Source organism: Pseudalkalibacillus sp. A8, assembly GCF_045920555.1.
Lineage (GTDB): Bacteria > Bacillota > Bacilli > Bacillales > Fictibacillaceae > Pseudalkalibacillus.
The window spans coordinates 5,410,649-5,435,622 of record NZ_CP174509.1; the positions used below are offsets into that span (position 1 = coordinate 5,410,649).

The 24,974-nt window shown below is 38.4% G+C and carries 26 protein-coding genes; 6 read left to right on the plus strand and 20 right to left on the minus strand.

Annotation, left to right across the window (positions count from 1 at the left end; translation table 11 throughout):
- Positions 1–97: 97 nt before the first annotated feature.
- The 6 genes from ACJROX_RS27125 to ACJROX_RS27150 all read right to left on the minus strand — a co-directional run bounded on the left by ACJROX_RS27125 (position 98) and on the right by ACJROX_RS27150 (position 6,833).
- Positions 98–1,279 carry an ester cyclase gene (locus ACJROX_RS27125; protein WP_408008299.1) on the minus strand — a complete coding sequence of 394 codons (1,182 nt, stop codon included), beginning with the start codon at positions 1,277–1,279 and terminating at the stop codon, positions 98–100.
- Positions 1,280–1,324: 45 nt separating this feature from the next.
- Positions 1,325–2,476: an ester cyclase gene (locus tag ACJROX_RS27130; protein ID WP_408008300.1), complete on the minus strand. Its 1,152-nt coding sequence runs from the start codon at positions 2,474–2,476 to the stop codon at positions 1,325–1,327.
- Positions 2,477–2,508: 32 nt separating this feature from the next.
- Positions 2,509–3,375 (minus strand): carbohydrate ABC transporter permease, encoded by an 867-nt coding sequence (locus ACJROX_RS27135; protein ID WP_408008301.1) that lies wholly within the window; start codon positions 3,373–3,375, stop codon positions 2,509–2,511.
- A complete protein-coding gene (locus ACJROX_RS27140; protein ID WP_408008302.1) occupies positions 3,372–4,250 on the minus strand; it encodes a carbohydrate ABC transporter permease in 879 nt (292 codons plus the stop codon). The genes ACJROX_RS27135 and ACJROX_RS27140 overlap by 4 nt, the downstream gene beginning before the upstream one ends.
- A gap of 115 nt (positions 4,251–4,365) precedes the next feature.
- Positions 4,366–5,733 carry an ABC transporter substrate-binding protein gene (locus ACJROX_RS27145; protein ID WP_408008303.1) on the minus strand — a complete coding sequence of 456 codons (1,368 nt, stop codon included), beginning with the start codon at positions 5,731–5,733 and terminating at the stop codon, positions 4,366–4,368.
- 491 nt (positions 5,734–6,224) lie between these two features.
- Positions 6,225–6,833, minus strand: a complete 609-nt coding sequence (locus tag ACJROX_RS27150; RefSeq protein WP_408008304.1) for a recombinase family protein — start codon at positions 6,831–6,833, stop codon at positions 6,225–6,227.
- 305 nt (positions 6,834–7,138) lie between these two features.
- Between ACJROX_RS27150 and ACJROX_RS27155 the strand changes: the two genes are divergently transcribed.
- Complete coding sequence (locus ACJROX_RS27155) at positions 7,139–9,049, plus strand: ATP-dependent nuclease (protein ID WP_408008305.1); 1,911 nt, start codon at positions 7,139–7,141, stop codon at positions 9,047–9,049.
- A 393-nt stretch (positions 9,050–9,442) separates the two neighbouring features.
- Here the strand turns inward: ACJROX_RS27155 and ACJROX_RS27160 are convergent, their stop codons facing one another.
- Positions 9,443–9,688, minus strand: a complete 246-nt coding sequence (locus ACJROX_RS27160; RefSeq protein ID WP_408008306.1) for a hypothetical protein — start codon at positions 9,686–9,688, stop codon at positions 9,443–9,445.
- Between the two features lie 325 nt (positions 9,689–10,013).
- Between ACJROX_RS27160 and ACJROX_RS27165 the strand changes: the two genes are divergently transcribed.
- Positions 10,014–10,568 (plus strand): recombinase family protein, encoded by a 555-nt coding sequence (locus tag ACJROX_RS27165; protein WP_408008307.1) that lies wholly within the window; start codon positions 10,014–10,016, stop codon positions 10,566–10,568.
- Here ACJROX_RS27165 and ACJROX_RS27170 read toward each other — a convergent pair.
- The 6 genes from ACJROX_RS27170 to ACJROX_RS27195 all read right to left on the minus strand — a co-directional run bounded on the left by ACJROX_RS27170 (position 10,550) and on the right by ACJROX_RS27195 (position 14,923).
- Positions 10,550–11,104 carry a PhoD-like phosphatase N-terminal domain-containing protein gene (locus ACJROX_RS27170; protein ID WP_408008308.1) on the minus strand — a complete coding sequence of 185 codons (555 nt, stop codon included), beginning with the start codon at positions 11,102–11,104 and terminating at the stop codon, positions 10,550–10,552. The genes ACJROX_RS27165 and ACJROX_RS27170 overlap by 19 nt on opposite strands.
- Positions 11,105–11,171: 67 nt before the next feature.
- Positions 11,172–11,510 carry a hypothetical protein gene (locus ACJROX_RS27175; RefSeq protein ID WP_408008309.1) on the minus strand — a complete coding sequence of 113 codons (339 nt, stop codon included), beginning with the start codon at positions 11,508–11,510 and terminating at the stop codon, positions 11,172–11,174.
- A gap of 10 nt (positions 11,511–11,520) precedes the next feature.
- Positions 11,521–12,981, minus strand: coding sequence for a hypothetical protein (locus ACJROX_RS27180; RefSeq protein WP_408008310.1), 1,461 nt, complete (start codon positions 12,979–12,981; stop codon positions 11,521–11,523).
- 15 nt (positions 12,982–12,996) lie between these two features.
- Positions 12,997–13,368: a hypothetical protein gene (locus ACJROX_RS27185; RefSeq protein WP_408008311.1), complete on the minus strand. Its 372-nt coding sequence runs from the start codon at positions 13,366–13,368 to the stop codon at positions 12,997–12,999.
- Between the two features lie 14 nt (positions 13,369–13,382).
- Positions 13,383–13,940 (minus strand): hypothetical protein, encoded by a 558-nt coding sequence (locus tag ACJROX_RS27190; protein WP_408008312.1) that lies wholly within the window; start codon positions 13,938–13,940, stop codon positions 13,383–13,385.
- The gene (locus tag ACJROX_RS27195; protein ID WP_408008313.1) at positions 13,937–14,923 is read right to left on the minus strand and encodes a metallophosphoesterase family protein; all 987 of its coding nucleotides are present in this window, start codon (positions 14,921–14,923) and stop codon (positions 13,937–13,939) included. Before ACJROX_RS27195 ends, ACJROX_RS27190 begins: the two co-directional genes overlap by 4 nt.
- A gap of 559 nt (positions 14,924–15,482) precedes the next feature.
- Here ACJROX_RS27195 and ACJROX_RS27200 point away from each other — a divergent pair.
- Entirely contained in the window at positions 15,483–15,707 is a 225-nt protein-coding gene (locus ACJROX_RS27200) for a hypothetical protein (RefSeq protein ID WP_408008314.1), read from the plus strand.
- A gap of 1,244 nt (positions 15,708–16,951) precedes the next feature.
- Here ACJROX_RS27200 and ACJROX_RS27205 read toward each other — a convergent pair.
- Both ACJROX_RS27205 and ACJROX_RS27210 read right to left on the minus strand, forming a co-directional pair.
- Positions 16,952–17,242, minus strand: coding sequence for a hypothetical protein (locus tag ACJROX_RS27205; RefSeq protein WP_408008315.1), 291 nt, complete (start codon positions 17,240–17,242; stop codon positions 16,952–16,954).
- Between the two features lie 94 nt (positions 17,243–17,336).
- Entirely contained in the window at positions 17,337–17,684 is a 348-nt protein-coding gene (locus ACJROX_RS27210) for a YolD-like family protein (protein ID WP_408008316.1), read from the minus strand.
- Between the two features lie 1,140 nt (positions 17,685–18,824).
- On the opposite strand from ACJROX_RS27210, the gene ACJROX_RS27215 reads away from it, so the two are divergent.
- From ACJROX_RS27215 to ACJROX_RS27225, 3 genes are all read left to right on the plus strand, one after another.
- On the plus strand, positions 18,825–19,559 hold the full coding sequence (locus ACJROX_RS27215) for a DUF899 family protein (RefSeq protein ID WP_408008317.1): 735 nt from the start codon (positions 18,825–18,827) through the stop codon (positions 19,557–19,559).
- An 820-nt stretch (positions 19,560–20,379) separates the two neighbouring features.
- Complete coding sequence (locus ACJROX_RS27220) at positions 20,380–21,921, plus strand: hypothetical protein (RefSeq protein ID WP_408008318.1); 1,542 nt, start codon at positions 20,380–20,382, stop codon at positions 21,919–21,921.
- Between the two features lie 179 nt (positions 21,922–22,100).
- Complete coding sequence (locus ACJROX_RS27225; RefSeq protein WP_408008319.1) at positions 22,101–22,295, plus strand: DinB family protein; 195 nt, start codon at positions 22,101–22,103, stop codon at positions 22,293–22,295.
- A 102-nt stretch (positions 22,296–22,397) separates the two neighbouring features.
- On the opposite strand, the gene ACJROX_RS27230 is transcribed toward ACJROX_RS27225, so the two are convergent.
- From ACJROX_RS27230 to ACJROX_RS27250, 5 genes are all read right to left on the minus strand, one after another.
- Entirely contained in the window at positions 22,398–22,547 is a 150-nt protein-coding gene (locus ACJROX_RS27230) for a hypothetical protein (RefSeq protein WP_408008320.1), read from the minus strand.
- A gap of 79 nt (positions 22,548–22,626) precedes the next feature.
- Positions 22,627–23,385: a glucose 1-dehydrogenase gene (locus ACJROX_RS27235; RefSeq protein WP_408008321.1), complete on the minus strand. Its 759-nt coding sequence runs from the start codon at positions 23,383–23,385 to the stop codon at positions 22,627–22,629.
- Positions 23,386–23,436: 51 nt separating this feature from the next.
- Positions 23,437–23,712 (minus strand): hypothetical protein, encoded by a 276-nt coding sequence (locus ACJROX_RS27240; protein ID WP_408008322.1) that lies wholly within the window; start codon positions 23,710–23,712, stop codon positions 23,437–23,439.
- Between the two features lie 137 nt (positions 23,713–23,849).
- Positions 23,850–24,017, minus strand: coding sequence for a hypothetical protein (locus tag ACJROX_RS27245; protein ID WP_408008323.1), 168 nt, complete (start codon positions 24,015–24,017; stop codon positions 23,850–23,852).
- A 5-nt stretch (positions 24,018–24,022) separates the two neighbouring features.
- Positions 24,023–24,973, minus strand: coding sequence for a sugar kinase (locus ACJROX_RS27250; RefSeq protein ID WP_408008324.1), 951 nt, complete (start codon positions 24,971–24,973; stop codon positions 24,023–24,025).
- Between the last annotated feature and the right edge of the window lies 1 nt (position 24,974).

Genomic DNA, 24,974 nt, shown 5'->3' on the forward strand with positions numbered 1-24,974 from the left:
CTTAATGTGACAAGTATATTAAATGGCATTGTCCGACAAGGATCTTTTGATTGGCAGCCTTGCTGCCGGTTTTCTACATCTAGCTGTTTTTTTACGATTACTGATCCTTTTCAGGATTTAAGTAGATTTGTTTTAAAAGGTCCATCCCATCAAACGTTATCCATTCCTCAATAATTTTTCCATGCCTGACCCTAACATGATTAATCCCCAGGAGTTCAATTGGTTTACCGCTTGGTTGACCAAAATAACCAATACCTTCGTGGATTCCTTGTAACCTCCAGCGTACTGCTGCATCCCAATCCTTAGGAGTACCTCCCTGGTTACAAGTGACTCGTTCGATGACAAACCTTGCAGTTGGGAAAGAAGCGAATAAGCTAATAAACATTCCTTGAATTTGTTGGGTCCCAACTAATCTTTTACCCCCAACAAAATTTACCGTGGAGTTATCCGTATAAAACTTTCTAACGTAATCAAAGAACCGCCGTTCCCATAGTTTGTTATAAACCTCCAGGATAAAGTCGCCAATTTCAAATTGACTGTACTCCTTTGTATAAACGTTTGGTACTAGTTGACCTTCCATCGTATCGCCAGCACCAAAGCTCGTCTGCAAGGCTGGTGAATTAGTAGCATTCCTTGCTAGTTTTTTTGCTACTTCAACTGGATTCAATCCCAGTTGTTGAACTATATGCAGGGTATCACCAACGATCCATTCTTCTACAATTCGGTTCCCGTAACAAAAACAATCCGCTGTAGTTCTTGAAGCTACCTTTTTTCCGGTTGCAGGTCCATATATGCTTGCACCTAGGTTTGTTCCCTCTGATGTAATTCGATGGGAGGAATACAAACCATCCTGATCATTACCAGACCAGACCACATTTTCGCCGACTACTTTTTTATCAGGGTAAGTGTGCAATGATTGCATTGTACTAGAAATCATATTGTTTATTCCTTGGGAGGTGTTTGTACTGGAGTGAACCTTTATATCATTATGGTAGGTATCATAAATTAGCCCTACACCTTTCTCTTCCCAAATACGGTGGGTAATCTTGAGAATGTAATCTACAAAGTCCACATAGGTTTTATCAAAGCCATTCATGCTTTGTTTTCGTTCTGTATTTTTTATGAACTCATTATAGTCTTGATAGCCTAATCTATTAACTTCATTACTGTCCCCATAAAAAACCTTTTTATTCGAGCATCTTCCATTATTTTTATTACCTTCTTCTTTGGATTTCTCGACACTTTTTGTTGATGCTTGTTTTTCTTTTAGTTCGGCCATTCATTTTCACATCCCATTATAATATTCTTGCAATACATAAGAAAACTATATAAGTTTACTGTCACAATTTAAGTAGATTTGTTTTAAAAGGTCCATCCCATCAAACGTTATCCATTCCTCAATAATTTTTCCATGCCTGACCCTAACATGATTAATCCCCAGGAGTTCAATTGGTTTACCGCTTGGTTGACCAAAATAACCAATACCTTCGTGGATTCCTTGTAACCTCCAGCGTACTGCTGCATCCCAATCCTTAGGAGTACCTCCCTGGTTACAAGTGACTCGTTCGATGACAAACCTTGCAGTTGGGAAAGAAGCGAATAAGCTAATAAACATTCCTTGAATTTGTTGGGTCCCAACTAATCTTTTACCCCCAACAAAATTTACCGTGGAGTTATCCGTATAAAACTTTCTAACGTAATCAAAGAACCGCCGTTCCCATAGTTTGTTATAAACCTCCAGGATAAAGTCGCCAATTTCAAATTGACTGTACTCCCTTGTATAAACGTTTGGTACTAGTTGACCTTCCATCGTATCGCCAGCACCAAAGCTCGTCTGCAAGGCTGGTGAATTAGTAGCATTCCTTGCTAGTTTTTTTGCTATTTCAACTGGATTCAATCCCAGTTGTTGAACTATATGCAGAGTATCACCAACGATCCATTCTTCTACAATTCGGTTCCCGTAACAAAAACAATCTGCTGTCCCTCTATAAGCAACTTTTTTCCCAGTAGCGGGACCATAACTACTGTTACCTAAATTGGTTGAAGTAGAAGAAAGGCGATGGGAGGAATAAAACCCATCTTCATCGTCTCCAGACCAAATCACATTCTCTCCGACAACTTTTTCATCGGGGAATGCATGCAGCGACTGAAGTGTTTTTGACACTACCTTATTTATTCCCTTCATAGTGCAGGTATTGAAGTGAACCTTTATATCATTGTGGTAGGTATCGTAGATTAAGCCTACCCCTTTTTCTTCCCAAATACGGTGTGTAATCTTGAGAATGTAATCTACAAAGTCCAGATAAGTTTTATCAAAGCCATTCATGCTTTGTTTCCGTTCCGTATTTTTTATGAACTCATTATAGTCTTGATAACCTAACCTATTTACTACATCAATGTCCCCATAAAAAACCTTCTCGTTCACATCTTTTGTCTTCCAAGTTCTTTTAGTAAATGTATTTTCCGGATATGACACTATTATCAATCACCTCCTTTAATTACCTGAACTTATTTAATGCCTCCAGACATAATTCCTTGTACAAACTGCTTCCTAACAAGAAGCATTAATAAAATTGTGGGCAATACAATGATACATCCGGCCGCGGCTGTTTGATTCCATATAACTCCTTTTTCACCCGAGAAAAATGTTAAGGCGACTGGTAGAGTTACCGCTTCCTGGTTTGTTAAAATTAAGGAGAACATAAATTCATTCCATACAACAACAAAACAAAAGACTGTTGCAGTCAGGATCCCAGGTTTTGCGAGAGGCATTAAGACATGCCATATAATTCTCAACCGGTTACATCCGTCAATGGCTGCAGCTTCTTCTATATCAGTCGGAATACTGTCAATAAAACCTTTAATCAGCCAGATTGCAAAAGGGATGGTGTGTCCCACATTAATAATAATTAGTCCTAAGGTAGTGTCTAATAATCCCCAGTTTCTAAACATAACAAAGAATGGAATCGCAACAACAACCAAAGGCACAAACTGAGTAGCCAAGATGGCGAATATAAGAGGTTGTTTGCCAGGGATACGAAAACGTGAAAGACAATATGCTGCACTAATGCTGATAGGAATGGAAATAAGTAAAGTTACAACAACAACGATTACACTATTGGCAAAATACTTTTCAATATTATAAGGCGAGCTAAAAATTGCTTTAAAATTATCTAATGTTGGCTGAAAAAAAATACTTAAAGAGTACACATCCTGATGAGGTTTAAAAGCCGTAAGCACTATCCATAAAATCGGTATAAAAAGGAAGAGCAAAATAAGGAGAACACCGATGATCTCTAAAACCACATGGCCTTTACCTGAGAAGGAATTCTTCAACTCTTTCTGCTTTTCAATCTTGATTGGTGTGTCCATCATTTCCACCCCTCCCCTTTCACTAGTTTTCTCATATAAGCCACTGCAAACAACACAGTTATCAATGCTAAAATATACCCGAGTGCTGAAGCATACCCCATATCAAAGTATCGGAATCCAGTTTTATATACATGATAGTTTAAAACTTCCGTTGAGTCTCCCGGGCCACCGTGGGTCAATGTTACAATTGGATCGAATTGCTTAAGAGTGAACATTGTCATTAGGATAGCTGCAATTAAAATAATAGGTTTAAGAATCGGTATTTTTATATGCATAAGTATTTGAAAGTAAGAAGCACCATCTACTTTTGCAGCTTCAAATAATTCTTTTGGCATCGCCATTAAACCACTGATAAACATTAAGCTCATATATGGCAACCAGATCCAAATAACAACTGATATTAGTGCCGCCATTGCAAACCCTGGCTCTCCCAACCAAACTGTATCTGCAAGGGGAGGTATAAAAAAACCAATAATATGGTCGAATAGACCGTATTCAGGATTCAGCATAAAACGCCATGAAATTCCAACTAACGCAGGGCTTAAGGCAAACGGAATTATTAAGATTGCCCTAATGTATGACAAATGACGTTTCTCTCTACTTAAGAATAGTGCAACAGCAATGCTCAGTAGCAGAACTAAAACAACGGTACAAAACGTAAAAGTTAAGGTAACTTTTATGCTATTCCAAAACTCTGGTGTTGAAAAAGCTCTTAAATAATTATCCAATCCTATAAACGGACCAATTTCTAGAGAATCAGTTAATTTCCATTCATGAAGACTGATCCAAAAAGACTTAATCAGGGGATATACCGTTACCGCTGCCATGATAATGAGTGCTGGAGCCAACAGAAGATATTTGAAATAGTTGCTTTTCATTTGTTTCCCTCTTTTGTTTTAGGAATATACCAAGAGCCTGCAGAAAACTCCGTCATGGACCGACTCCTGGTTGCTATAGGTAAAAGGCTTCATCTCTAGATAGTGGATAGGTCTTTTACTTATAGTATCCGCCTCTCTCCATGACCTCTTTTACCTGCTTTTGTGCGTCGTTAAGTGTCTTTTCAACCGGAGCTCCCGATGCCATTTCTGATATTGCCGTACTAAGTATACTTGCAACCTTTGGCCAAACCTTGATTTGTGGTAATGTACGTGCATTCTCAAGGTTCTTCAAAGCGACTTTATACATTCCATCTGTAAGTTCATTAAGTTTCTCATTTTTTAAGCTGTTAACCTGGGTGACCACAATTGAATGCTCTTTGGCCGCACTTTTATTAGTAAGAGAATCCATTGCAATACCAAGGTCCATTTCTGGACTTGCAAGCCATTTAAGATATTCCCACGCCGCCTCTTTATTTTTTGAGGCTTTCATAATACCAGTTGGAAAAGTTAGTGCATTCGCTACACTTTCCTTGCCTTCCCATTTAGGAACAGATGAGTAACCGACATTACCCACTACTTCAGAGGCCAAAACTTCCTTATTATTGAATGTTCCATAAGCCCACCACCATCCAAGCCACATTGCGGATTTACCTTGTGAAAAGTGGTTCATTGCATCCTGTTCATTAAATGATATTGATCCAGTCGGTGCAATGTTATGTTTTAATAATAGGTCGATATATCTTTTTGTGGCCTCAACTCCTTGTTTACTGTTAAAAACCGGTTTCCAATCCTCGTCAAATATATTGCCACCGTTACTCCATAAATAAGCGGTCCACATGAATAGGTTCTGTCCATTATTTCCCCTTCCATAGTACGGTACGATACCTGATTGGTTGGTGTTCTCAACAACCTTTGAGCCCATTTCTACTACCTCATTCCAAGTTTCAGGCTTTTTAAGATTCAATTGTTTAAAGGTATCCTTACGATAAAACAACATTTGTGGATGCCCTCTCATTGGTAATCCGTAAACATGCCCACCAAAGGATGCACCTTCTACAAAAACATCAGGCCATCGACTTAAGTCAAAATCATCTTTTTCAATATACTCATCGAGAGGTTGTAAAAACTGCTGGATAGATGGACCCCACATTCCCATGAAATTAACGAGATCATAGTAACCTTTTGCAGAGATTCCATCTGTCGTAATTTTTTCCAACATTTTAGAAAACGAGACATCAACAAACTCTACTTTTATACCCGTTTTCTGTGTGAATTCTTTTGTCCTAGATTTCCAGGCATTATACTGACCGGTCCCAGGTGTAACCATTATTCTAATCGTTGTCCCTGCGTAAGGTTTGTCTCCATTATCTTTAGCGTTTGTATTACCGGATGATTCACTGGATCCCCAACTACATCCGGAAATCCCCAAGGAAAATATGAGGGTTAAAACAATTACAAATTGAACAATCTTTCTTCTAACCATTGGAAGCCTCCTCAAACAATGTTTATCTACCCTTCACTGGTCATGTCTTAGTCATACAAAGTCATCCGTCCGCAACATACTTAGAAACATTTTGATTGTTATAAAAAAGACCTATCAACTCCTCTTATTTTGACTTGAGAACCTATCAAACAATAATCTATTATGTAAATCTATTGTTGGTTTCTATCAGACTTATTGAAAATGAATACGTATTCTGAATACGTATTCTGAATACGTTTTCATTATTGTATAGCTCTTATATTATTTTGTCAATAATGAATATTTAGAATATTTTAAATAGGGGAATGTTGTAATTAAGATGTGTGATATCTTTTACTCGCAGAAACATTCTTTTCAAAGGAAAAACAACCCCGATTAAGACGAACTCGCATCTTGATCTGGGTTTTATAATATGATTTCTAATATTTTCCCTTTATGGCGTTAAACTTTGCTCGGATGGCGGTTTTGAGGTTGACTCCTTTTTAATACTACTATTTAATGACACTTTCATACTCCTTAACCAGTTTATAAAAAGTTGTCTTTTTCATTCCTACATAATGCATTGCCTTTACCGCAGTAATCTCTCCTGATTTCCAACGATTATAGACCTGTTTGAACTCTTCTGTAATTTTAGCTTTCGGTCGACCGAAAGAAATACCATTTTTGAGAGCTGCATCAATTCCTTCACGTTGCCGTTTTCGAATCCTGTCCCGTTCCTCTTGTGCCATCCATGAAAGAATCTGTAACACCAAATCGGCAATAAAAGTGCCTAAACTGTCCTTAAATTGAGTCGTGTCTAGCAAAGGCATATCCAATACCACGATGTCCGCCTCAACGTTTTTCGTAATGTCATTCCATTCTTGTAATATTTCCTCTTTATTACGTCCAAATCGATCTAAGGAGTGAATGTATAAGACATCACCTTTTCGCAAAATTCTTTTAAGCAATTGGTATTGGGATCGTTCAAAGTTTTTCCCACTTTGTTTATCAATGAAGGTGTCTCGTTCATCCACACCCATTTTTTTCATGGCTTCAAGTTGTCGTCTTTCGTTTTGATCTTTGCTGCTGACTCGAATGTATCCGAATTTTCGAATTTCCATTTGAGTCTCCTTTCATTTTTACTCTTATTCTACTAAAAAACGTTCGGAAATGTATATAAAAACAAAAGAACGTCCGTAAATCATTTTTATAGTTTTACGGACGTTAAAAACAGTCGCTTTTTATTAAAAATTACATGTTCGTAAAAGTGTACTTTTACAAACACTAGATAACTCCTTTCATACATAGGTCCATATACATGAATAAAGTAAAATACGCGCTTTTGACAAAAAATCTCCTTTTTAACATTATTTTCTATTAAAATATGGTATAATTTAGGCAGTAAATTATTACTAGGAGGTTGAAAATGAGACTACATTCGCTAAAAATTGAGGGGTTTAGAAGGCACTTACAAACTGAGGTATTATTTTCTGATGCAACGTTTTTGATAGGATCAAATAATGTAGGCAAAAGTTCAGTTTTAAAAGCAATTGAATACTTACTTGGTGATACAAGAAAGATGTCTAACAATGATTTTTGTTGCATTTTAAATGAACGTGGGGAAAATGAAAAAATCTGTGATCAAGTTGTTATTACAGCTGAATTTAGAAATGTTCCATCAGAGTCTATAAGTTGGAGAGGTTTTAATAGACAACGTCTTTTTAAATATGAAGTTTCTAGTGATGATGAAGAGACAGGTTACAGTATTTTTTACAGAAAAACATTTGAAGAAGGTAAAAATAATGTTATTGAAATGAAACAGTTTAAAAGCATCCAGAAAGAAACATTTAGTGGATGTAAGACAATCCAAGATTACATAGATAAAGGCATCGATGAAAGTATAATTGATTCTTTATTTCCAGATAAAAATTATTCTCAGAATATGAGTTCAAAAATGTTAAGGGAACTCGAAGATTATGGTGTTGAGGAACTATTTGAAATAGAACAGAGTGAGGAGGAATGGTTTGAGAATCCTGGAGGTATACCAGCAAACGTAACTAGTAGACTTCCAAAATTTTTATTGATTCCTGATCAAACGAAAGCAGAAGAATTATCCGGAAATAATGGAGCCCTTATGAAAACTTTAAAGAGTCTTTTTGAAGATGTTAGGGATGATTCTGAGAATTTTCGTCAAGCCCAGTATTACTTAGGAGAGCTTGCTAAGGAATTGGATCCTACAGATGAAAAAAGTGATTTTGCTCTCTTACTTTCTGATCTTAATAAAGTTGTTGGAGATGTATTTCCGGAAACCTCCTTCTATGCTCAAGCTAACCTATCGAATCCTAACGAAGTTATCGTCCCAAAGTTTGATGTTCAATTAGGTAGTAATATAAATACTTCTGTTGATTATCAAGGTGCAGGTGTAGTTCGCTCAGCAATATTTGCGATGCTTAGGTACAGAAGCATTAGGGAGAATAATAAAAGAAGAAAATCTAACGAATACGTAAGACCGTTATTGGTGGCATTTGAAGAACCAGAGATTTACTTGCATCCACAAGCTGCTCGTCAAATGAGAGACACTATATATGAGTTATCAACTGACAGCAATAATCAAATTATTTGTACAACGCATTCCCCCTATATGATTGATCTTAGCAAAAATACAAATCAAGTATTGAACTCCTTTTATTTGGTACAATCTTATGTATCACAGAACAGAGATAATTACGAAATAGATAAGGTGGTTGCAAATCCTTTTAATGTTAGTGAAGCATTTCAGAATCTCCTAACTGACGATAAAACTTATATAAAAATGTTACTTAAGATAGATGATAGTATAACTAAAGTATTTTTTACGAGAAATGTATTAATAATCGAAGGTGACACCGAGGAGGTTGTTATTCGTGAAACACTTTCAAGGATGCCTGAAGATTTATATAAAGAATTTTCATATAATTGGGAAGTAGTTAGAGCAAGAGGTAAAGCAACTATAATCTCTTTGGTGAAATACTTAAAAGCATTAGGAATTAATCCATTTGTTATTCATGATAGGGATGCTGGAACAGAAAAGGCTTTTGGATTTAATAAGTTTATATTAGAAGCAGTTGGTAACGAAGACCAAGTTATTGTATTGGAAGAATGTATGGAGGACCTTTTAGGTTATAAACCTGTTAGTGATAATAAACCATATAGAGCTTACCAATTTATTGAACAAAACTGGGGAGAGGATTGGGAACAAGTTAACCCACAATGGAAATCTATCATAGAATTTTTAATTCATAGTAGGAGTGTTAGTGAATCCCAAAGTAAGGTTGCTGCTACAGAAGAAAATGAGTAACTTAATACAGGAAACTCATTGATAAATGCCTTAAATTGATGTGTTGTTGAGTTAGTGAAAGAATTATTGAAAGAATCTGAACTATGTGGTTTAGAAATTGTCACTTTAACATACGATCCGCAACATTCAAACTTTTATCAAACATGTAGATTCACCCTTGTCCAGGTGGATTGTGGAGAAAGAATAACCTTTCTTATTCAAGAAACGGGCACGTTTATGAAGTAATCAAGCCTAATTTCTCGCTTAAATCATTGAGGAAATTAGGCTTTTTTATATTTCTATTCCTAAATGTTGTAAATCCGCATATTCTTGACGATACACCAAAATAAAGTAACCCCTTCCGAGATTAAGAGTTCACTGTATAGCTTCTAGTTTGAGAAGGATCAATCGATTTTAACAACGTTCAAGAAGAACCTTATCCTCCATGGAATGTTCTCCTTCTATCACAATCACAAGATTCCGACAATGAAGACTTATTACAAAAGAAACTAGGCTTGGCAGACGTTCGACCATACAACTTTTATCTTTGGCATAAATATAAATGTCACTAGAACAACTTTGGCAAAGCTTATAAAGTTCCAATATATTTAAAAGACTAAAATTGCGGGATGGGACTTTAAGAGAAAAAACAGTTTTCATTGAAAATCCCCCTAAAAAGTTGTAGTACTATTAGTTTCTCACAAAATTGTCCTTTCATATACCCGGAGATTTTGTCGTATATAAACTTCTTTTGGTTGTTTTAATAATTGGAGCACGAATGTGATTATTAAACTATAATTTCTCTATGTGAATAAGTTTTATAAACGTTCGTTTTTGATAATATCTGCGAAACTACTCTAAAATGAATAAAAATCCTAAAAAAATTAGTTCCAAAAGGCATCTCAAAAACAAAGTATAAAAATATACACAATAAATCCTTTTTGATAATATAAATACAACAATATTAAAAGAGGGGGAGAGGGATATGTTATTTGGTTATGCCAGGGTAAGTACGAAGGACCAAAATCTACATATGCAGTTTGATGCGTTAAAGCAATATGGGGTTAAAGAGAAAAATATCTATTCAGAGAAAATCACTGGGACAAAAAAAGACCGACCAGCTTTTAATGAAATGTTGAAATACTTAAGAGAGGGCGATACGGTTGTTGTTTATAAATTGGATCGAATAGGCAGGAGCACAAAACACTTGGTGGACCTAATCAATGATTTTCAAGAAAAAGGTATTCACTTTGTTTCCATTAATGAGAACATTGACACGACAACCGCAATGGGAAAACTTGTGTTTACGATTTTCAGTGGGTTGGCACAGTTTGAGAGAGATATCATTTCAGAACGAACGAAATCAGGGTTGGATGCTGCAAGAGCTCGAGGTAGAAAAGGAGGACGCCCTAAAAAAGACCAAACTAAACTGGATATGGCCTTTCGGATGTATGACAGTAAAGAGTATAGTATTCAGGAGATATTAGATGCTACAGGTGTTAGCAGAGCAACATTTTACCGTTATTTATCCATGAGATAATATTTATGTTGGAAGAAATAAAAACAAAAGGATGCAGAGGCTGTTGGGGTCGAATTAATGGTCGGTTCAGTTTCTACATTGTCAAAATCATTCCAAATGGGAGTGTAACACCGCAATTGAAGCTCTGTAAACTGTGGGTCCAGGGCAATCTCCACCATAATGAACTGGCCATTTTCAATAGCGGTACGTACTGATTGATTGGGTGCGGTCGATGATTGATCAAGCCATTGCACCAGTTGGGGATCAAACTGGTTCCCATCCATTCCGTTTTGAACAGAAGGATCTACTCTTGTCCACAAAACTGCACCGGACGGGGTTGGGTCACCAGAAGCCACCGATTGCGGGAACCCTTGCCCGGCTGGATATTTTACTTGGAATACGGGGAGATTATACGATTTGATGGTATTAGAATCTGCAGCCAGAACGCGAGAAATCATCCCGCCGTCCAAAGACTCGGCAACAACTAATGCAGAGCCTGCGAGCAGCGATTTTAAAAATGCCTTCCGGCTCAGATTTATTTTCTTTTCATTTCTCATTAACTCCAACTCCATAAAGAGATTCTTTTTGTAATAATAACTCTGTAATCATTGAGGTAACTTCTTGTTACCAAACATACCTACTTGTCTTTTTTGAACGCGTATCTATTATGGTTATTTCAACCCGTTTCGGACCAAAATGAGCAGGTTTATAACCTTCACCTTGTTGATTACGAAACTGCTTATAAGCGTAGCCTGATCTTCCCCGCGGAAGCATTGGTACTTTCATTTTGTATATACCGTCGATCGTGATGGTTACCTGCTCCCAGACAAATGCATCCCCATTATTGATCACAAGATGTGTGGGAGTCGGTGTTACGTCAGCGATCAACTCTTCCTCATCATCTGCCTGACATCCCGTTAACAAGTAACAGCAAACAATAAATAACAACAACTTTTTACCCATGGTATTTCCCTCACTTCTCTATCGTCTCAGCGATGAGTGTTGCATCAAATATCAATTCTTTCGCATGGGGATGGCTTTTGTGAACCTCAATCGTTAACGTATTTGTTCCAGGGACTAATTTGTTTAGCTGACTGGTGATCCGATATTCCTTCTGAAAGGTGGGCTCATTTGTAACCGCAAGTGTTTCTGGTGTTGTCAAGCCCGGTTTAATACCGTCCCGTTCTATTTCTTCGCCATTCAAATAAGCGACAAACCCATCTGCAAAGGTGACATGTAGCCGGAGACCCTGCAGTTGTTTTGGATCCGTAACGGTAAATGATTGTCGAAAATAAACAGAGGAAGTCCTCCCAGCAGGGATCGGTGTTTGTATAAATTCTTTTACAGTTGGAGCATCTTTACTCCCGATCGGAGCGCGTCCCGTCTTCCAATGATCCGCAATGTATTTCTGATGACGCCAGTCTGATACAGGCAAGTTTACCCGTTCCGTAATGGGATGTTCACCTGTTAAATCGATATTAGAAGGAACAGTAATTGGTATCGATTCATCCCCCAACCGATATTGCCAAACACTCCCATATGTGGCGAACGGCTGATCCCTTTTCATTTGATGTTGATCAGATAAATGGTGAATCACAACCTTTTGCATAATAGCTCCTGTAGGCGACTCCGCTTGAATCGTTAAATCATCCTCACTTGCCATTATTTCGAATGAAAGAATATCGTTTCCTTTCCATCGTCTCCAGTCGCTTGTCCGATCGTCCCAATCTATTGAAGCAGCCTCTAATCTGTTTGATCGCACATTAAGTTGATCCTTCATAAAAACCGCATCGATCTCCATTTTTCTCAAACGTTCCCACATGGAGCTATTCAAATTACCATCAACAAAAAGCAGCTGGAATTTCTTCTTATTGTTCTTTTGGCTCTCCTGTTCCAGCCACTCCCACTGCCTCTGATCCGTTAACTTCGACCCATTTAGGACAAATAAACGGATATCACCAAAATCTGTAGAATAGGCCGTTTTATAAAATCCAGAAACGGAATCAGGCAAGAGTGGATATCGTTCATTAAATTCAGGTTCGCTTATGGTTTGGTCATATATCGGATATACCATGGTTTTTGAGATCGAAGACGGCATCTCGTCTAACATTTCAATCCGGCCGATCAGGATCGCTTGCCTATGCTCATCGATCCATTGATCACTAATGGAATCAAGCGATTGATTCACGAATGTTACACGATAATTGGCTGGAGGTTCTTGGTACTCTCCCGCACCAACATTACTGAAATTAGAAGCCCACAGAGTAAGGCACATCAGTCCAGCCAATAACAGGGTACTGCTTAACAATCGGTAGCGACTTAAAATTCGACTGACCTCCGAATTCAAAAACGAGATATGGATGTTTTTCATATACTTTATACCGCTACCAACAGCTGGCTTAAACGTTTTTAAACGAATCAAAAATGACTTCATCTTACTTCCCTCATTTTATGGTAAATTCGGTAACCAACCCCATAACATATGATAAAAAGGGGGCCATATCAAAAGAAGAAATCCTACAAAGAGATAAACTGAACTTCGAAATAGTCGCGCAACAGAAAATGTCCGTTTCTTTAATACGAGCGTTAAGATACCTTGTACAACAAGCCACACAACCAGAGTAATCAACTCTTTACCCGCATATGGGCCGATCGCCCAGCCATACGGCACCCATTTTCCCATTTGGGCAAAGACAAGGTTGGCATCAAGGGGTTCAATGACACTCCACCATTGCAGGCCGATTAACGCATAAAGAGCACACCAGCTGGAAAAAACGATGGCGGATACCCTTCCCGGCAATCCTTTATTCACCTGACTCATCTCGCTTTCCCACCTTATACTGATTTTACTAATGTTAATCCCAATCCAGTCACAAAACTAAGCAGCAGACATAACCAAGAGGCATATATGAAAAAAGCAATCAAACCTGCCAATTGTTTGTCTTCCATCCGTCGATAAAACTGTAGCAACATTCCACCGATGACACCAAAAGGCAATGAACCGAGGGCGACAAATTCTTTGAATTCCATCACGATAAAGTGCATAGCAGGCTCATGAAACTGCAGCCATTGTTGCACATTGTCTGGTGCACGGTAGCCAATATACAGCCAATTCCCAAAAATGATAGCAAGTAAGATAAGGACATTTGTGACCCAGACCCATATCGTTACTGAATGCACAATCTCTTTGTTCCCTTTTAATAGCATGGTAATCAAATGAACGGTTACAAAAGACGCGATCATCGTCATAACCGAAGCCAGCCCATGCAAAGTGGCAGCCCATCTATAGGAAGAATCGCTTAATAGATGGACGAGTGGAATCATCAGAAAAAGAAGTGCGGTTACACTCCCTTGTGTAACCGCTAAATCACGTACGGAAACGATCAGTTTCAATTGTTACTCACCTTTTTCTTATTACTCATCACCGTGAACTCATCGATCAAGTTATTTTCTCTATCATACACTTGGAAGTTCGCTCGTCCACCGACAATATCCACAACCATATAATGATCTTTGGCAACCGGACCTACGTCCACATTACGAGAATCCTTGTTAGTATTGTTGGTTGGTGCACCTGCCCCACCGAGCGTAACTTGATGGACCTTGTTCTCAAACGTATATCCGTTACCATTAAAGGAACTATCAATATGACGGCGGTTGTAGTTATGTTCATGTCCAACCATGACGGCTGTCACATTGTATTTATCCAACACATCCCAAACAGCATCCCGTTCTTCAGGATTTGCATCAAGAGATGCACCGTAATGGGAACCAATCGGATAAGCTGGAACATGAAACATTACGAAATGATGTGTTTTATCGCTGGTAGCCAGCAGATTTTCTAACCATTTGCGTTGCTCAGCGGTAATGACATAGTCCGGATAATGCTGAATATTGACGGCCGTTTTTTTCCGATCTGAGTTCATTACGATAAAACGAGCATTGCCATAATCAAAATAATAAGCACTGCGTTGATAACCTGGCAGTTGTTCATTTGGCAAATAGTTAAAGACCTTGCTGAAGACCGTTTCATCATGCTCATGATTCCCGAGCGCCGGGTAAATCATATTAGCTGGATAATAATCATCAACAATATCTTTCCATTCGATCAATTGAGACTCGACATCAACCCCGCCAAATACTTGATCTCCAGTAAACATAAGAAAGCTGGGTTGTTCGGATAGACCCTTGACCTTCTCCATCAGAGTACGTAGTGTGCTTTCATTCGTGCCATGCAATTCGCCCCGGCTGTCTCCCATCACAACAAAACGGAATGAATTATTTGCGGCATCTACTTTCTTTTGATCAAGAGCAGTTACTCCCCCTGCTGCCAGTAACAAAATCCCCGCTAAAACAACAGCAATCCATCTTTTCATCAACTGAACATTCCCTCCCGAATTAAATTGCTTTTTACAATCACTCTCTATTTGTCTTTCATTCCTTTTCTGATATAGGAACATAAAAAATTTTATTTCAGCATACAACTTGGGACAATATTTTTATCGCAAAAGTTACAAATCTTTATAAATGATTAACAATAGTTTTACAATTGAAAAATAGATAACTGAACAGGTATCGTTCCAGTCGAAAAGGAAAATGAAGCGTTAATAATTCTTGAAAATATTGAAATTCACCACCAATTTGCAGTTTAGCCAGTGGAATCATGTCTTTGGCGATCAGATAGTGGTGAAAGCTATCGATAATAAGGAATCGTTGCTTAACTTATAGGGGTTTGCAGTCAACTGGCAAGTGGTACATTTTTGATTACCATTTAATATATTTTTTCCTTTTAAGTTAAGTCGAACCAAAGGAATGCTTTTCTGCAATATTGTAGAACGATCTTCCATTTTATAGGGCGCTATTCTACAACAAGAATTGTGCTCTTTCTTAATGTTAAGGGCCATTTCGTATTATAAGGGATAAAGGGGTGGAGGAATGAAAAAAGGTTGGATTTCAAGTATTGGCGGGTTAATCTTAGGCTTAATCATCTCTTTCTTTGCACTTGAGTATGATGGCTGGAAAATCATACGGCATAATAGGGCTGGAGAAGTTTATCAAGTAACAAACGAGATTGACGTTAATCTTATAACCAATTCTTTTCTTATAATTGTCGCTTCGGGAATTCTTATCTACATCACTTTAACACTTGTAGAAAAATAACAATTAAAAAGCATAACGTTTCTGCAATAAAGCTGATGCAAATCAGTCTAAAAACGATCTTCCACAAGCGATTGTGGAGTAACACAGGCAGAAAATGATTCAACTTTTTTATAAAAACTAAACTTAAATCTGTTAGATAAGAATCCATTTTAATCAATCTTTTTTCAAATCGGTTCTTTTTTGTGCTGTAAAATATGGGAGTTGTTGAACGTTTATTATAAAGCTACAGCTCGATCCTCCCCCTTGTGCTAAATATCAACCTGCAAGCTCGAAGTAATCGCCACAACACACCTTGTAAGGGCTTGGTTTGGTTGAAAATACGTCAACCCCTACCAAGATGATGAATTTACAGTATAACTTCTAGTTTGAACTGGATCAGTTGATTTCAACAAGTCTTCAAGACGAATCTTATCCTTCATCGAATGTTTTCCCTCTATCACAATCATAAGATCCCGACAATGAAGACTTATCACAAAAGAAACTAGGCTCGGTAATCGTTCGACTTTACAACATTTATCTTTAGCATAAATATAAACGTTACTGGAACAGCTTTGGCAGAATTTATATAATTCTAAGATATTCAATAAACGGAAACGATGGGATGATATCTTAACAGAACATACGTTTTTCAATGAAAATCCCCCTCGTAATAAGTTGTCCTACTATTAGTTTCTCACAAGATAGTCCTTTCATATACCAGGAGAATTTGTCGTATATAGACTTCTTTTGTTTTTGGGGCACGATAGTCTTCGACTGTTATACCGAAAGTTTAACAGGCTTTTTTTATGTATTCGGTTATGGTTTTTATCTATTTACAAATAATAAAAAATAAAAAGGAAGATTAGATGAGAACACCGGATAGCTTGTTCCATTTATTCGCATTATTGTTTATCATCATCTACTTTTTTATACTTATAAAGCTATTCCCCTTGCTAGGTTGGTGAAATTATGGTTAAACGATGGATGAACTTGAATGTAAACCTGTCATGGTTCTTTGGATTCTACTTCAGTTTTCGACTGATGTTTTTTCCAGGAGTCTCTTTTCCCGTTAGTTTCTCCTGGGTCATCATTTTGACTTCCTTCACCAATGCATTGTTTCTACCTAAGCTATATGATTATTATCGTATACTTCAGGAGAAAGACAATTGAATACAGGATACTGTGAGTCGGGAACTGAAATAGGTATTCTAAGGAAACGTTAAGCATCCATATCAAGATGAAGGGAAAACCGATCCAGAGCTTCATCACTCACCACGGCCTTGTTGTTGTTTTCGTACCCATTGGAAAAGCAGTTGTTCCTTTCCTTTTAACAAGGTTGAAAACACATCACATGTTGTATACAAGCGAACCGTCCCACAGTGTTCACATGTCTCACTGGCATGAGCAACATAATGCACTTCCCAACTCTCCTCTTTTCGAATTTGGAATAAGCATGGTGTTTCTTCCACGACACAAACAAAGGATAGATGATAGGGTTTTCCGGCAAAGTTATATTCGACACGTAACGAATCCCAATCGTATGTTGAGAACTTCATTTTTTAACCTCACCTTCATGACTCATAATGATCAGGCAAGTATCTCTGTTCTAAAGAACGTTTAGAAAACTTAAGTTTTTATTTTCCTTAAGGTCTACTCTCCCCACTTCTCTTTCACGGCTTTTACCTCGCTGATATTAAAAAACAGAACCGTACTTATCGTATCGTGTTCGCCCTGAATACGGATTGTTTTTTGGATCGGATCGATTTTTTTAACCTTCCCTATCATCGATGTAAAGAACCCTTCTTTCCATATTGTAATTTTTACAAAGGTGTTGTTTTGAAGGCTGTATATAATTTGCCGTTCGATTTCTTCGGTTTGTTCTTCACTGAGGAACGGTCTCGGGGATGCGATCGTGTTTCGATCAAACCCGTCCAGTAAGGTCACATGTTCTGGTAAACAAAACCCTTGCCACTTCATCATTCCTCGATCTTTATTCATACTTTCCACCTTTTTATTCTTATTTTACGAACATATGTTCTGTTTTGCAAGTATTTATTTTTTGAGTCTCTGATCTCATGAAGTATCATCGGTTTACTTTTCTTAAAAAAGGGTTCTTGCAGTAGCATTGTTTTTCAAAAAATCATTGCCATCGGGGGAACCACAAGGGTTTGCTTATAGGACGGTAAGGTGACCCGAGACGCCTCCTAACCGCCTATGGCATCTCGCTTCCCTCTAAAACCCAAGCGAACAAGAGACTGTAAGAGGATGACCAGTTATGTCATCATCCACATTCGCTTTGTTCCATTGGGTTTCTTGACGAGTGAACGATTCCGAAAATTAATTTCGATTTGTCGCCTTCTTTACCACGAGAGGCAATATTGTCCACTTCGGTCGCCAAGTCAGGATCCATATAAAATGAAGTGAAAACCTTCTTCACTTTTTTCTTTTTCGTTTTCTTACCAGCTGCTAAGTCTCGTAGGTAATCATCATCCTTTTTAACAAGGGTGTTGTTAATTTTTTCAACTTTATCATTAACAACATTGTCGTCATTAACATCATCATTGACATATGTTTTAATGTCTGTTTTGTTGATGTCATCGTCATTATTTTTAACCTTGGTATTGTTGTCTTTTTTATCTTTATCGTCATCATTGATGTCATTGTCGTAGGATTTGAAAAAGATTTGGGTCGCAATAGGCTTTCTCCAGATGGTTATACACTTGGATGGAATGACGGAGAGGTCTCAAACCAATTTATTTTCTATAGTCATTTACAAGTTATACCAAGATATAATGACGAACCATTTGCTGGTAAAGGAGTTCGTTATTAAATAAATAAGTAATTATCTTCTGTAAAAGAGGACGATAATCAAAACAAGCTAAAATAAATGTTTATGGCAATTAACCTTTGTATGTTTGGCAGTATATTTATTAGCAACAAGGTATTAAACTCTTTCAAAAATGTGTGAATTAGTAAAGATATTTAAAGATGCATTCAGAAATATTCCACAATCGGGCCATTATGTTGAATAAGAAGGAATGATAACACGGAATATTGAAGGAATTTTGAGCAATCGAGAAGAAGTCTATGGATAAACTTTGATTGTGTAAATAAACAATAGTGAGAGGGGATAATTACATGAATCAAAATTACAACACTTCTACGCGGCCTCCAGTGGTCGATCGGGCCACCTGGCAGGCCAAACTGGATGAGTTGCGGATCAGAGAGAAGGTGCATACTCGCGAAGGTGACGCAATTGCGGCAGCCCGTCGGCGGCTGCCGATGGTCGAGGTGGACTCGACCATCCCGCTGATCGGCCCGGATGGCCCGGTTACGCTGCTGGAGACGTTCGAGGGCCGCCACCAGCTGATCGCCTACTTTCACATGTGGCACACCGGCAGACCCGCCGCGGAGCAGTGCGAGGGCTGCACCTTCTCCACGACCCATATCAACGAGCTGTCCTATCTGAACTCGCGGGCCGTCAGCTACGCGACTTTCTGTCAGGGGCCGTATGAGGAGAGTTCGCGGTATCGCGACTTCATGGGCTGGACGGTTCCCTGGTACTCGGTGCCCCAAGACGCCGCGGACCAGTTGATCGTTGACCGGCACTTCGGCATCCTGGTCAGTTATCTCCGGGATGGCGACAAGGTCTACGAGACCTACTGGACCACAGGCCGCGGCAACGAACGGATGGCACCGTCGTACGGACTGCTGGACCTGACTGTCTACGGCCGTCAGGAGTTTTGGGAGGATTCACCCGAGGGCTGGCCGCAGCGTTGGGGCTCAAAAGGTGGTCAGTTTCAGATGGACGGCCGCCCGACCGCCCAGTGGTCCCGCCTGGCAACCGGACGCTCTGACGATCTCGGCACCTAGGCTACCTTCCTGCACTGTTGCCAAAAAAACCGTAACCCAGGGGTTCCTCCGGAATATTTATAAAAATAGGGCATCTTGTGATGAAAGCTGGCTGTTATGTTATTCAATCATCGGGCGCGATTCTGTAGCGGAGTTGTGCTCTTTTTTCATGAAAAGGGCGCTTTTCTGAAATAAGGAAAGGGTCTTTCTTCATGAAAAGGGCCAGATTGTTAAATAACACTTTTAAAGTAAACAAGATATTTATTTTGGAAAGATAGTTGAGATTGTGAAAGAATGTACTTAAACTCTGGCGGCGAGCAATTCCTACAGGAACGGTTTTTCAGGTCTTAGTTCGCCGTTGTTTTTTAATTAGTTCAGACGTGCAGTCAACAACCCCAGTAAAAAAATTTCAATGAACAGTAGATATTAGTTGTTCGAAACATGGACTAAAGAATTAAAAATGATTTTTCTGAACAGGAAGCGATTAGGGAATAACTTTGATAAAAAAAGGGTATCTTATTTATCGATACATAGGATACGACATTTCTTCTGTGCATACTACATTGCGGTGGTCCACCCTGCGAGAAGCTTGATGCTGGCTTTATGACAGAGAGTATGTGAAGATGTGGAGTTGGGAGTGACGGTTTATCTTTTGACAACGAATCGCGTACTCAACTGTTTTTTGATGGCGGTTGCTTACATACTCACAGGCATGTCGGAGTTGTAGAACATCAGTTGAAGCATACGATATTGCAACCGATACTTACTGTCTTATTAAAGTAGTCTAACTACTTAAATGATTGATTTCGGGGGAAAATTTTGTGAAAGGAGTGAGTTAACATTGGCTGAAGATTTATGTAAAGATGTATTGCTTTACACCCAGAAGTATGCAACACATACAATTGAAACACAATCAGATTACGAAAAGTTTGTTGAAAATTGGTTAAAAAAAGCTACTTATGAAGAATATAAACAGATGAAAAATTCGGGTTGGAATGCTGATACGGACTTTGAATGGGTTGGTACTGGCTACTTTGGAGCTGATGTTGATGGCGGATCAACGATGTCTGAAGAAGAATTCAAAAAACTCCAGGGAATGATAAATCAGGGCCGTAAAATAAAAATAAAAGAAGGAAAAAGATACAAGGAAGTTCATGAAACAATTAATCGTTATGCAATTTCAGCTTGGCAAACCTGTATTATTCAAAAATATAATGGGGGACCAGTACCACCAGAAGAAACACCGGTAGTTGTTACGGACGATGAAAATAAAATTGGCCTTTGTAAGAAGATCACTCCAATTGGAAATGACAAAATAAAAATCCTAATCTGGTATAACACACCCCATCCAGAATCTGAGGATCCACGCCCCAAAATAAATCAAATCTCAGTTATTGGTGGGAAGGTTATTGAAGAAGATTCTTTTAAAAAAGGGGAAGTCATTGCTGGTACAAAGTTAATGATAGTCGAAAGAGAACCAAGAGAAGCATTAAGTATTTCGATACTTACAGGAAGAGGAGATATAACATATGATTTACCAGCCTTTGACCTACAACTATTAAATTTAAAAAGATTCGTCTTTCAGCTAGACCTAAATACCGTAGAACCAAACAAAGTGTATACTTTTAGGTTACCATCCGAATATAAATCGATCGCTGCTTTCCCACCAGGCAACTTCAGTCCATATGGGTTGTGGCCAAATTCGTTACAAGAGTGGCAATTTTCAACTCAATCTATAGTTATGACTTCAAATCAAAAATTAGATGTAATTGTTACTGCAATTTATGACCCAAATAATATATGGGATGTTACGATAGCTCATAAATCGGTAGATGATGAAACCCTATGTGAAGCACAACTCCCTGATGGCTATTTAATTACGTCAGGAGCTTATCAAATAAAAGTACATTGGCGGGATGGTGACCTAAGACCAAATACTTCCCATATATGCGAGTCGGAAGACTTGGTTAGTTTTTATCCTAAAGATAATCGCACTTTTCAAGCAAGTATTATTGGTTGGTGTAGCTCTGAGAATGAAGATGGACGAAATCCACCTTTTTCGTTAACAACCTATGCGATTGGTATACGCTCAAAAAGTGATAAAAATATTCAACATAAAATAGAATTAAAAAAAACCAATACAAACATCAAATTGCAAGATAGTGCATATATCAGCACAGGATGGATTGGTTTTAAAATGGAGGCTCCTCCAAGAACACCTGAATATTTTTCATTCAAATTTAATCTAGAAAAGGATGAATATTCACTGGACGAACGTATACTGGACCCTGGTGATGCCATTAAATATATAATTGGTATAAAACACCCTAATATACCAATTGAATTTTTTGAAACATCTACTCAACAAATAAACTATCTATAAGTGTTATTCCATTGATATGAACGAAACTGTCAACCCACCACACACAAATGTTTTAAATGGTGTTTTATTCAGCAATGAATAGAGTTATTCCTTGTGTTAGTTGAATAATAATGGATAAAGGATAATTTACATTAATATAAGAATATATAACTTAATAATAAATATTAGGGAGGAACCAAATGGAAGCGTTGATTGAAGAGTACAGTTTTAAGATGTTACAGGAATCCATTAAAGATTTGTCTGAGGAAGAGATTAGGTTTAAGCCAGGAAAGGATAAATGGAGTATACATCAGATTGTTATACATATAGCGGATTCTGAATTGGTTTCTACACACAGAATGAAAAAGGTTTTGTCAAGGTTGAACCGCTTTTGACATCCACTGACCAAAACGCTTGGGCTAATTCATTAGATTATGAGCAACTAGACCGTGAACAATATTTACTTCTGTTTAAAATACTTCGCTCCAGTATGCTTCCTATTCTGCACAATTTGAATTAAAACAAGTAAAAAAACCTCCATACTCTTTATCAATCCCGTTGTTTAGCCAGAATGGAATGATCCCGTTCTTAAGATGATCATTTACTTCTTCCAACGCCTTATCCATCTCGAGTGATAATTTGTTCAATGTAAATACACCTCCAAAAGAAAAGTTGATATCCTATAACAAAAAGGAGATAGACAACCGCTGTTGCTATCCCCTAACATTATCTACCCATCCAACCTCCATCAACGACAAGAACTTCACCATTAACATAGTTCGCTGCCGGAGTTGCTAAAAATACTACCGCTCCTGCAATATCTTCAGGCTGACCCCAGCGTCCTGCAGGTATTCTTCCCAGGATTTCACTACTTCTTTTCTCATCGGTAATCAAAGCTTCATTCATATCCGTTGCGATATAACCTGGCGCAACCGCGTTAACGTTTACCCCTTTACCAGCCCATTCATTGGAAAGAGATTTTGTGAAAAGAGCAACCGCTCCTTTACTACCTGCATACGCTGGAACTCGGTATCCGCCCTGAAAGGAAAGGAGCGAAGCAAGATTAATAATTTTTCCGCTACCCCCTTCGATCATTCTTTTCCCGAAAGCCTGACAAAGGAAAAATACAGCTTTTGAATTTACATTTTGTACAAAATCCCAATCTTCCTGACAGAACTCAACCGCATCCGATCTCCGCTGAACACCAGCGTTATTCACTAGAATATCAATTTCCCCGAACTGTTCTGTTGCTTTTTCAACAAGTTCATCGAATTGGTCGATAGCGGCTAAGTCAAATGCAATTGTTCCACAGCGTCTGCCCTTCTCTTCGATTTCGTTTATCAACTTATCCGATGCACCTGTACGGCTTACAATTAACACATCAGCACCAGCATCGGCAAGCGCTAATGAAATCGCTTTACCTAACCCTCTATTTCCACCTGTCACAAGTGCAACTTTTCCTGTTAAATCAAACATTTTTAACATGTAGCTCACCTCATTTTAAAAGTCATATTTATAAGGTCTAAAGAGAATCTACTAATCTTCTAGCATAACTGACAACTTCAGCATGTCCGTCTCTAAACGCCTTGTTCCATTCACTTCCAATACCGACTGCAAAAGCACCTTTCTCCAGCCAGCTGTTAAGATTTTCTTCAGATACTCCCGGGTTGGAATAAAATCTACCTGTGGTAGCGGTCCCTTTAATGTTTTGATCGCACCTTCATTAAAGAAGTTTCCAGGAAACAACTTAATAACCTCGCAGCCTGCCTTCAAAGATTCCACTACGGTTTGAACGTTAGAGGCACCTGGCACAACCAGCACCTGATACAATCAAAGTGAGGACATACGATGAAATCAGCGTCCTAACAATGCTAAACCTTGCTGTTGTTTCATGGAGTATGGTGCCAGCTCCTACGATAACGCCAGGAGCATCTAACTGTTTTAACCGTTTAATGATATGTAAAAATTGCGGAGTTGTAGCTGTCCATCTCTATTATCTTGATACCGCCTTCGATCGCGAGTTTTGCCATTAGATATGCATCTTCTTCAGAATCACCGCGAATCACTGCGATAATCTTATTTTCTCTTATTGTTTGGTGTACTTCGTATTTCTTCATCGTACTCACCTTTTCACCTCGCTTTTATTGAACATAAAGTATTCCAACTCTTTTTTTGAAGGTAGCTGGTCATAATCACCTTTACCAGTTATTGCTCCGACAGCATTCGCACGTCTGGCTGCGTCCATAAGAGGTATCTCATCCAATAGACCTGACAAAAATCCAGCACAGAAACCATCTCCGGCGCCTACTGTATCAACGGGAGTTATTCTAAACCCGGAAACTTCCTCATAAGAAGTAGGTGTAGCAATTGTACAACCTCTATCACCAAGCTTGAGGATAACCTTTCCCATGCCAAGACCATGGAAAAATTCACTTAACTTTTTAGGAGACAATTCACCTGGTTCAACTCCAGCCAATAGTTCTGCCTCCTCAATACCAGGAAAAAAGTAATCAACATTCGGCAAAAGCTCCAAAATTGTCTTCCTGGCCTCTTCTATACTCCAAAGTTTTAGTCTTAAATTTGGATCAAAGCTTATTTTCTTATTCTCCACTTTTGCAAATTCAACTAATTGATGAACCAGGGATCTGCATGAATGGCTTATCGCAGGTGTGATTCCCGTTAAATGTATGATTTTAGTATGCTTAAAAGGCTCAAGGGGAAGTTCAGCCCACTTCATGGTTGAGGCAGCAGAATTTTTGCGGTAATAGTACACAGAGGGATCACCAAATGACTTCAGGTCTTTTATCATTAATCCTGTTAAATTACCGGGGTCTCTCAATACAAATTCTGTATTAATCCCCTCGCCTCTTAAATGATAGAGAATCTCATCGCCAAACGGATCCTCTCCTAGCTTACTAACCCACGCTACTTTATGGCCCAGTCTTGTTAAACCGATTGCGACATTGCTTTCCGCTCCACCGATACGCTTAGATAAAAGGGGAGAACGGAGCATTTGTCCGTTCTCATTAGATAATAAAACCATTGTTTCTCCCAAAGTGACAACATCAAACAAA

Bases quoted from the DNA above. Each gene is read 5' to 3' on its own strand.
- ACJROX_RS27135 (WP_408008301.1), bottom strand. From the start codon at position 3,375: ATGATGGACACACCAATCAAGATTGAAAAGCAGAAAGAGTTGAAGAAT.
- ACJROX_RS27185 (WP_408008311.1), bottom strand. From the start codon at position 13,368: ATGAGTCAGGTGAATAAAGGATTGCCGGGAAGGGTATCCGCCATCGTT.
- ACJROX_RS27195 (WP_408008313.1), bottom strand. From the start codon at position 14,923: ATGAAAAGATGGATTGCTGTTGTTTTAGCGGGGATTTTGTTACTGGCA.
- ACJROX_RS27165 (WP_408008307.1), top strand. From the start codon at position 10,014: ATGTTATTTGGTTATGCCAGGGTAAGTACGAAGGACCAAAATCTACAT.
- ACJROX_RS27140 (WP_408008302.1), bottom strand. From the start codon at position 4,250: ATGAAAAGCAACTATTTCAAATATCTTCTGTTGGCTCCAGCACTCATT.
- ACJROX_RS27225 (WP_408008319.1), top strand. From the start codon at position 22,101: ATGGAAGCGTTGATTGAAGAGTACAGTTTTAAGATGTTACAGGAATCC.
- ACJROX_RS27245 (WP_408008323.1), bottom strand. From the start codon at position 24,017: ATGAAGAAATACGAAGTACACCAAACAATAAGAGAAAATAAGATTATC.
- ACJROX_RS27160 (WP_408008306.1), bottom strand. From the start codon at position 9,688: ATGAAAACTGTTTTTTCTCTTAAAGTCCCATCCCGCAATTTTAGTCTT.
- ACJROX_RS27210 (WP_408008316.1), bottom strand. From the start codon at position 17,684: ATGAATAAAGATCGAGGAATGATGAAGTGGCAAGGGTTTTGTTTACCA.
- ACJROX_RS27215 (WP_408008317.1), top strand. From the start codon at position 18,825: ATGAATCAAAATTACAACACTTCTACGCGGCCTCCAGTGGTCGATCGG.
- ACJROX_RS27200 (WP_408008314.1), top strand. From the start codon at position 15,483: ATGAAAAAAGGTTGGATTTCAAGTATTGGCGGGTTAATCTTAGGCTTA.
- ACJROX_RS27170 (WP_408008308.1), bottom strand. From the start codon at position 11,104: ATGAGAAATGAAAAGAAAATAAATCTGAGCCGGAAGGCATTTTTAAAA.
- ACJROX_RS27180 (WP_408008310.1), bottom strand. From the start codon at position 12,981: ATGAAGTCATTTTTGATTCGTTTAAAAACGTTTAAGCCAGCTGTTGGT.
- ACJROX_RS27155 (WP_408008305.1), top strand. From the start codon at position 7,139: ATGAGACTACATTCGCTAAAAATTGAGGGGTTTAGAAGGCACTTACAA.
- ACJROX_RS27205 (WP_408008315.1), bottom strand. From the start codon at position 17,242: ATGAAGTTCTCAACATACGATTGGGATTCGTTACGTGTCGAATATAAC.
- ACJROX_RS27150 (WP_408008304.1), bottom strand. From the start codon at position 6,833: ATGGAAATTCGAAAATTCGGATACATTCGAGTCAGCAGCAAAGATCAA.
- ACJROX_RS27235 (WP_408008321.1), bottom strand. From the start codon at position 23,385: ATGTTAAAAATGTTTGATTTAACAGGAAAAGTTGCACTTGTGACAGGT.
- ACJROX_RS27145 (WP_408008303.1), bottom strand. From the start codon at position 5,733: ATGGTTAGAAGAAAGATTGTTCAATTTGTAATTGTTTTAACCCTCATA.
- ACJROX_RS27125 (WP_408008299.1), bottom strand. From the start codon at position 1,279: ATGGCCGAACTAAAAGAAAAACAAGCATCAACAAAAAGTGTCGAGAAA.
- ACJROX_RS27175 (WP_408008309.1), bottom strand. From the start codon at position 11,510: ATGGGTAAAAAGTTGTTGTTATTTATTGTTTGCTGTTACTTGTTAACG.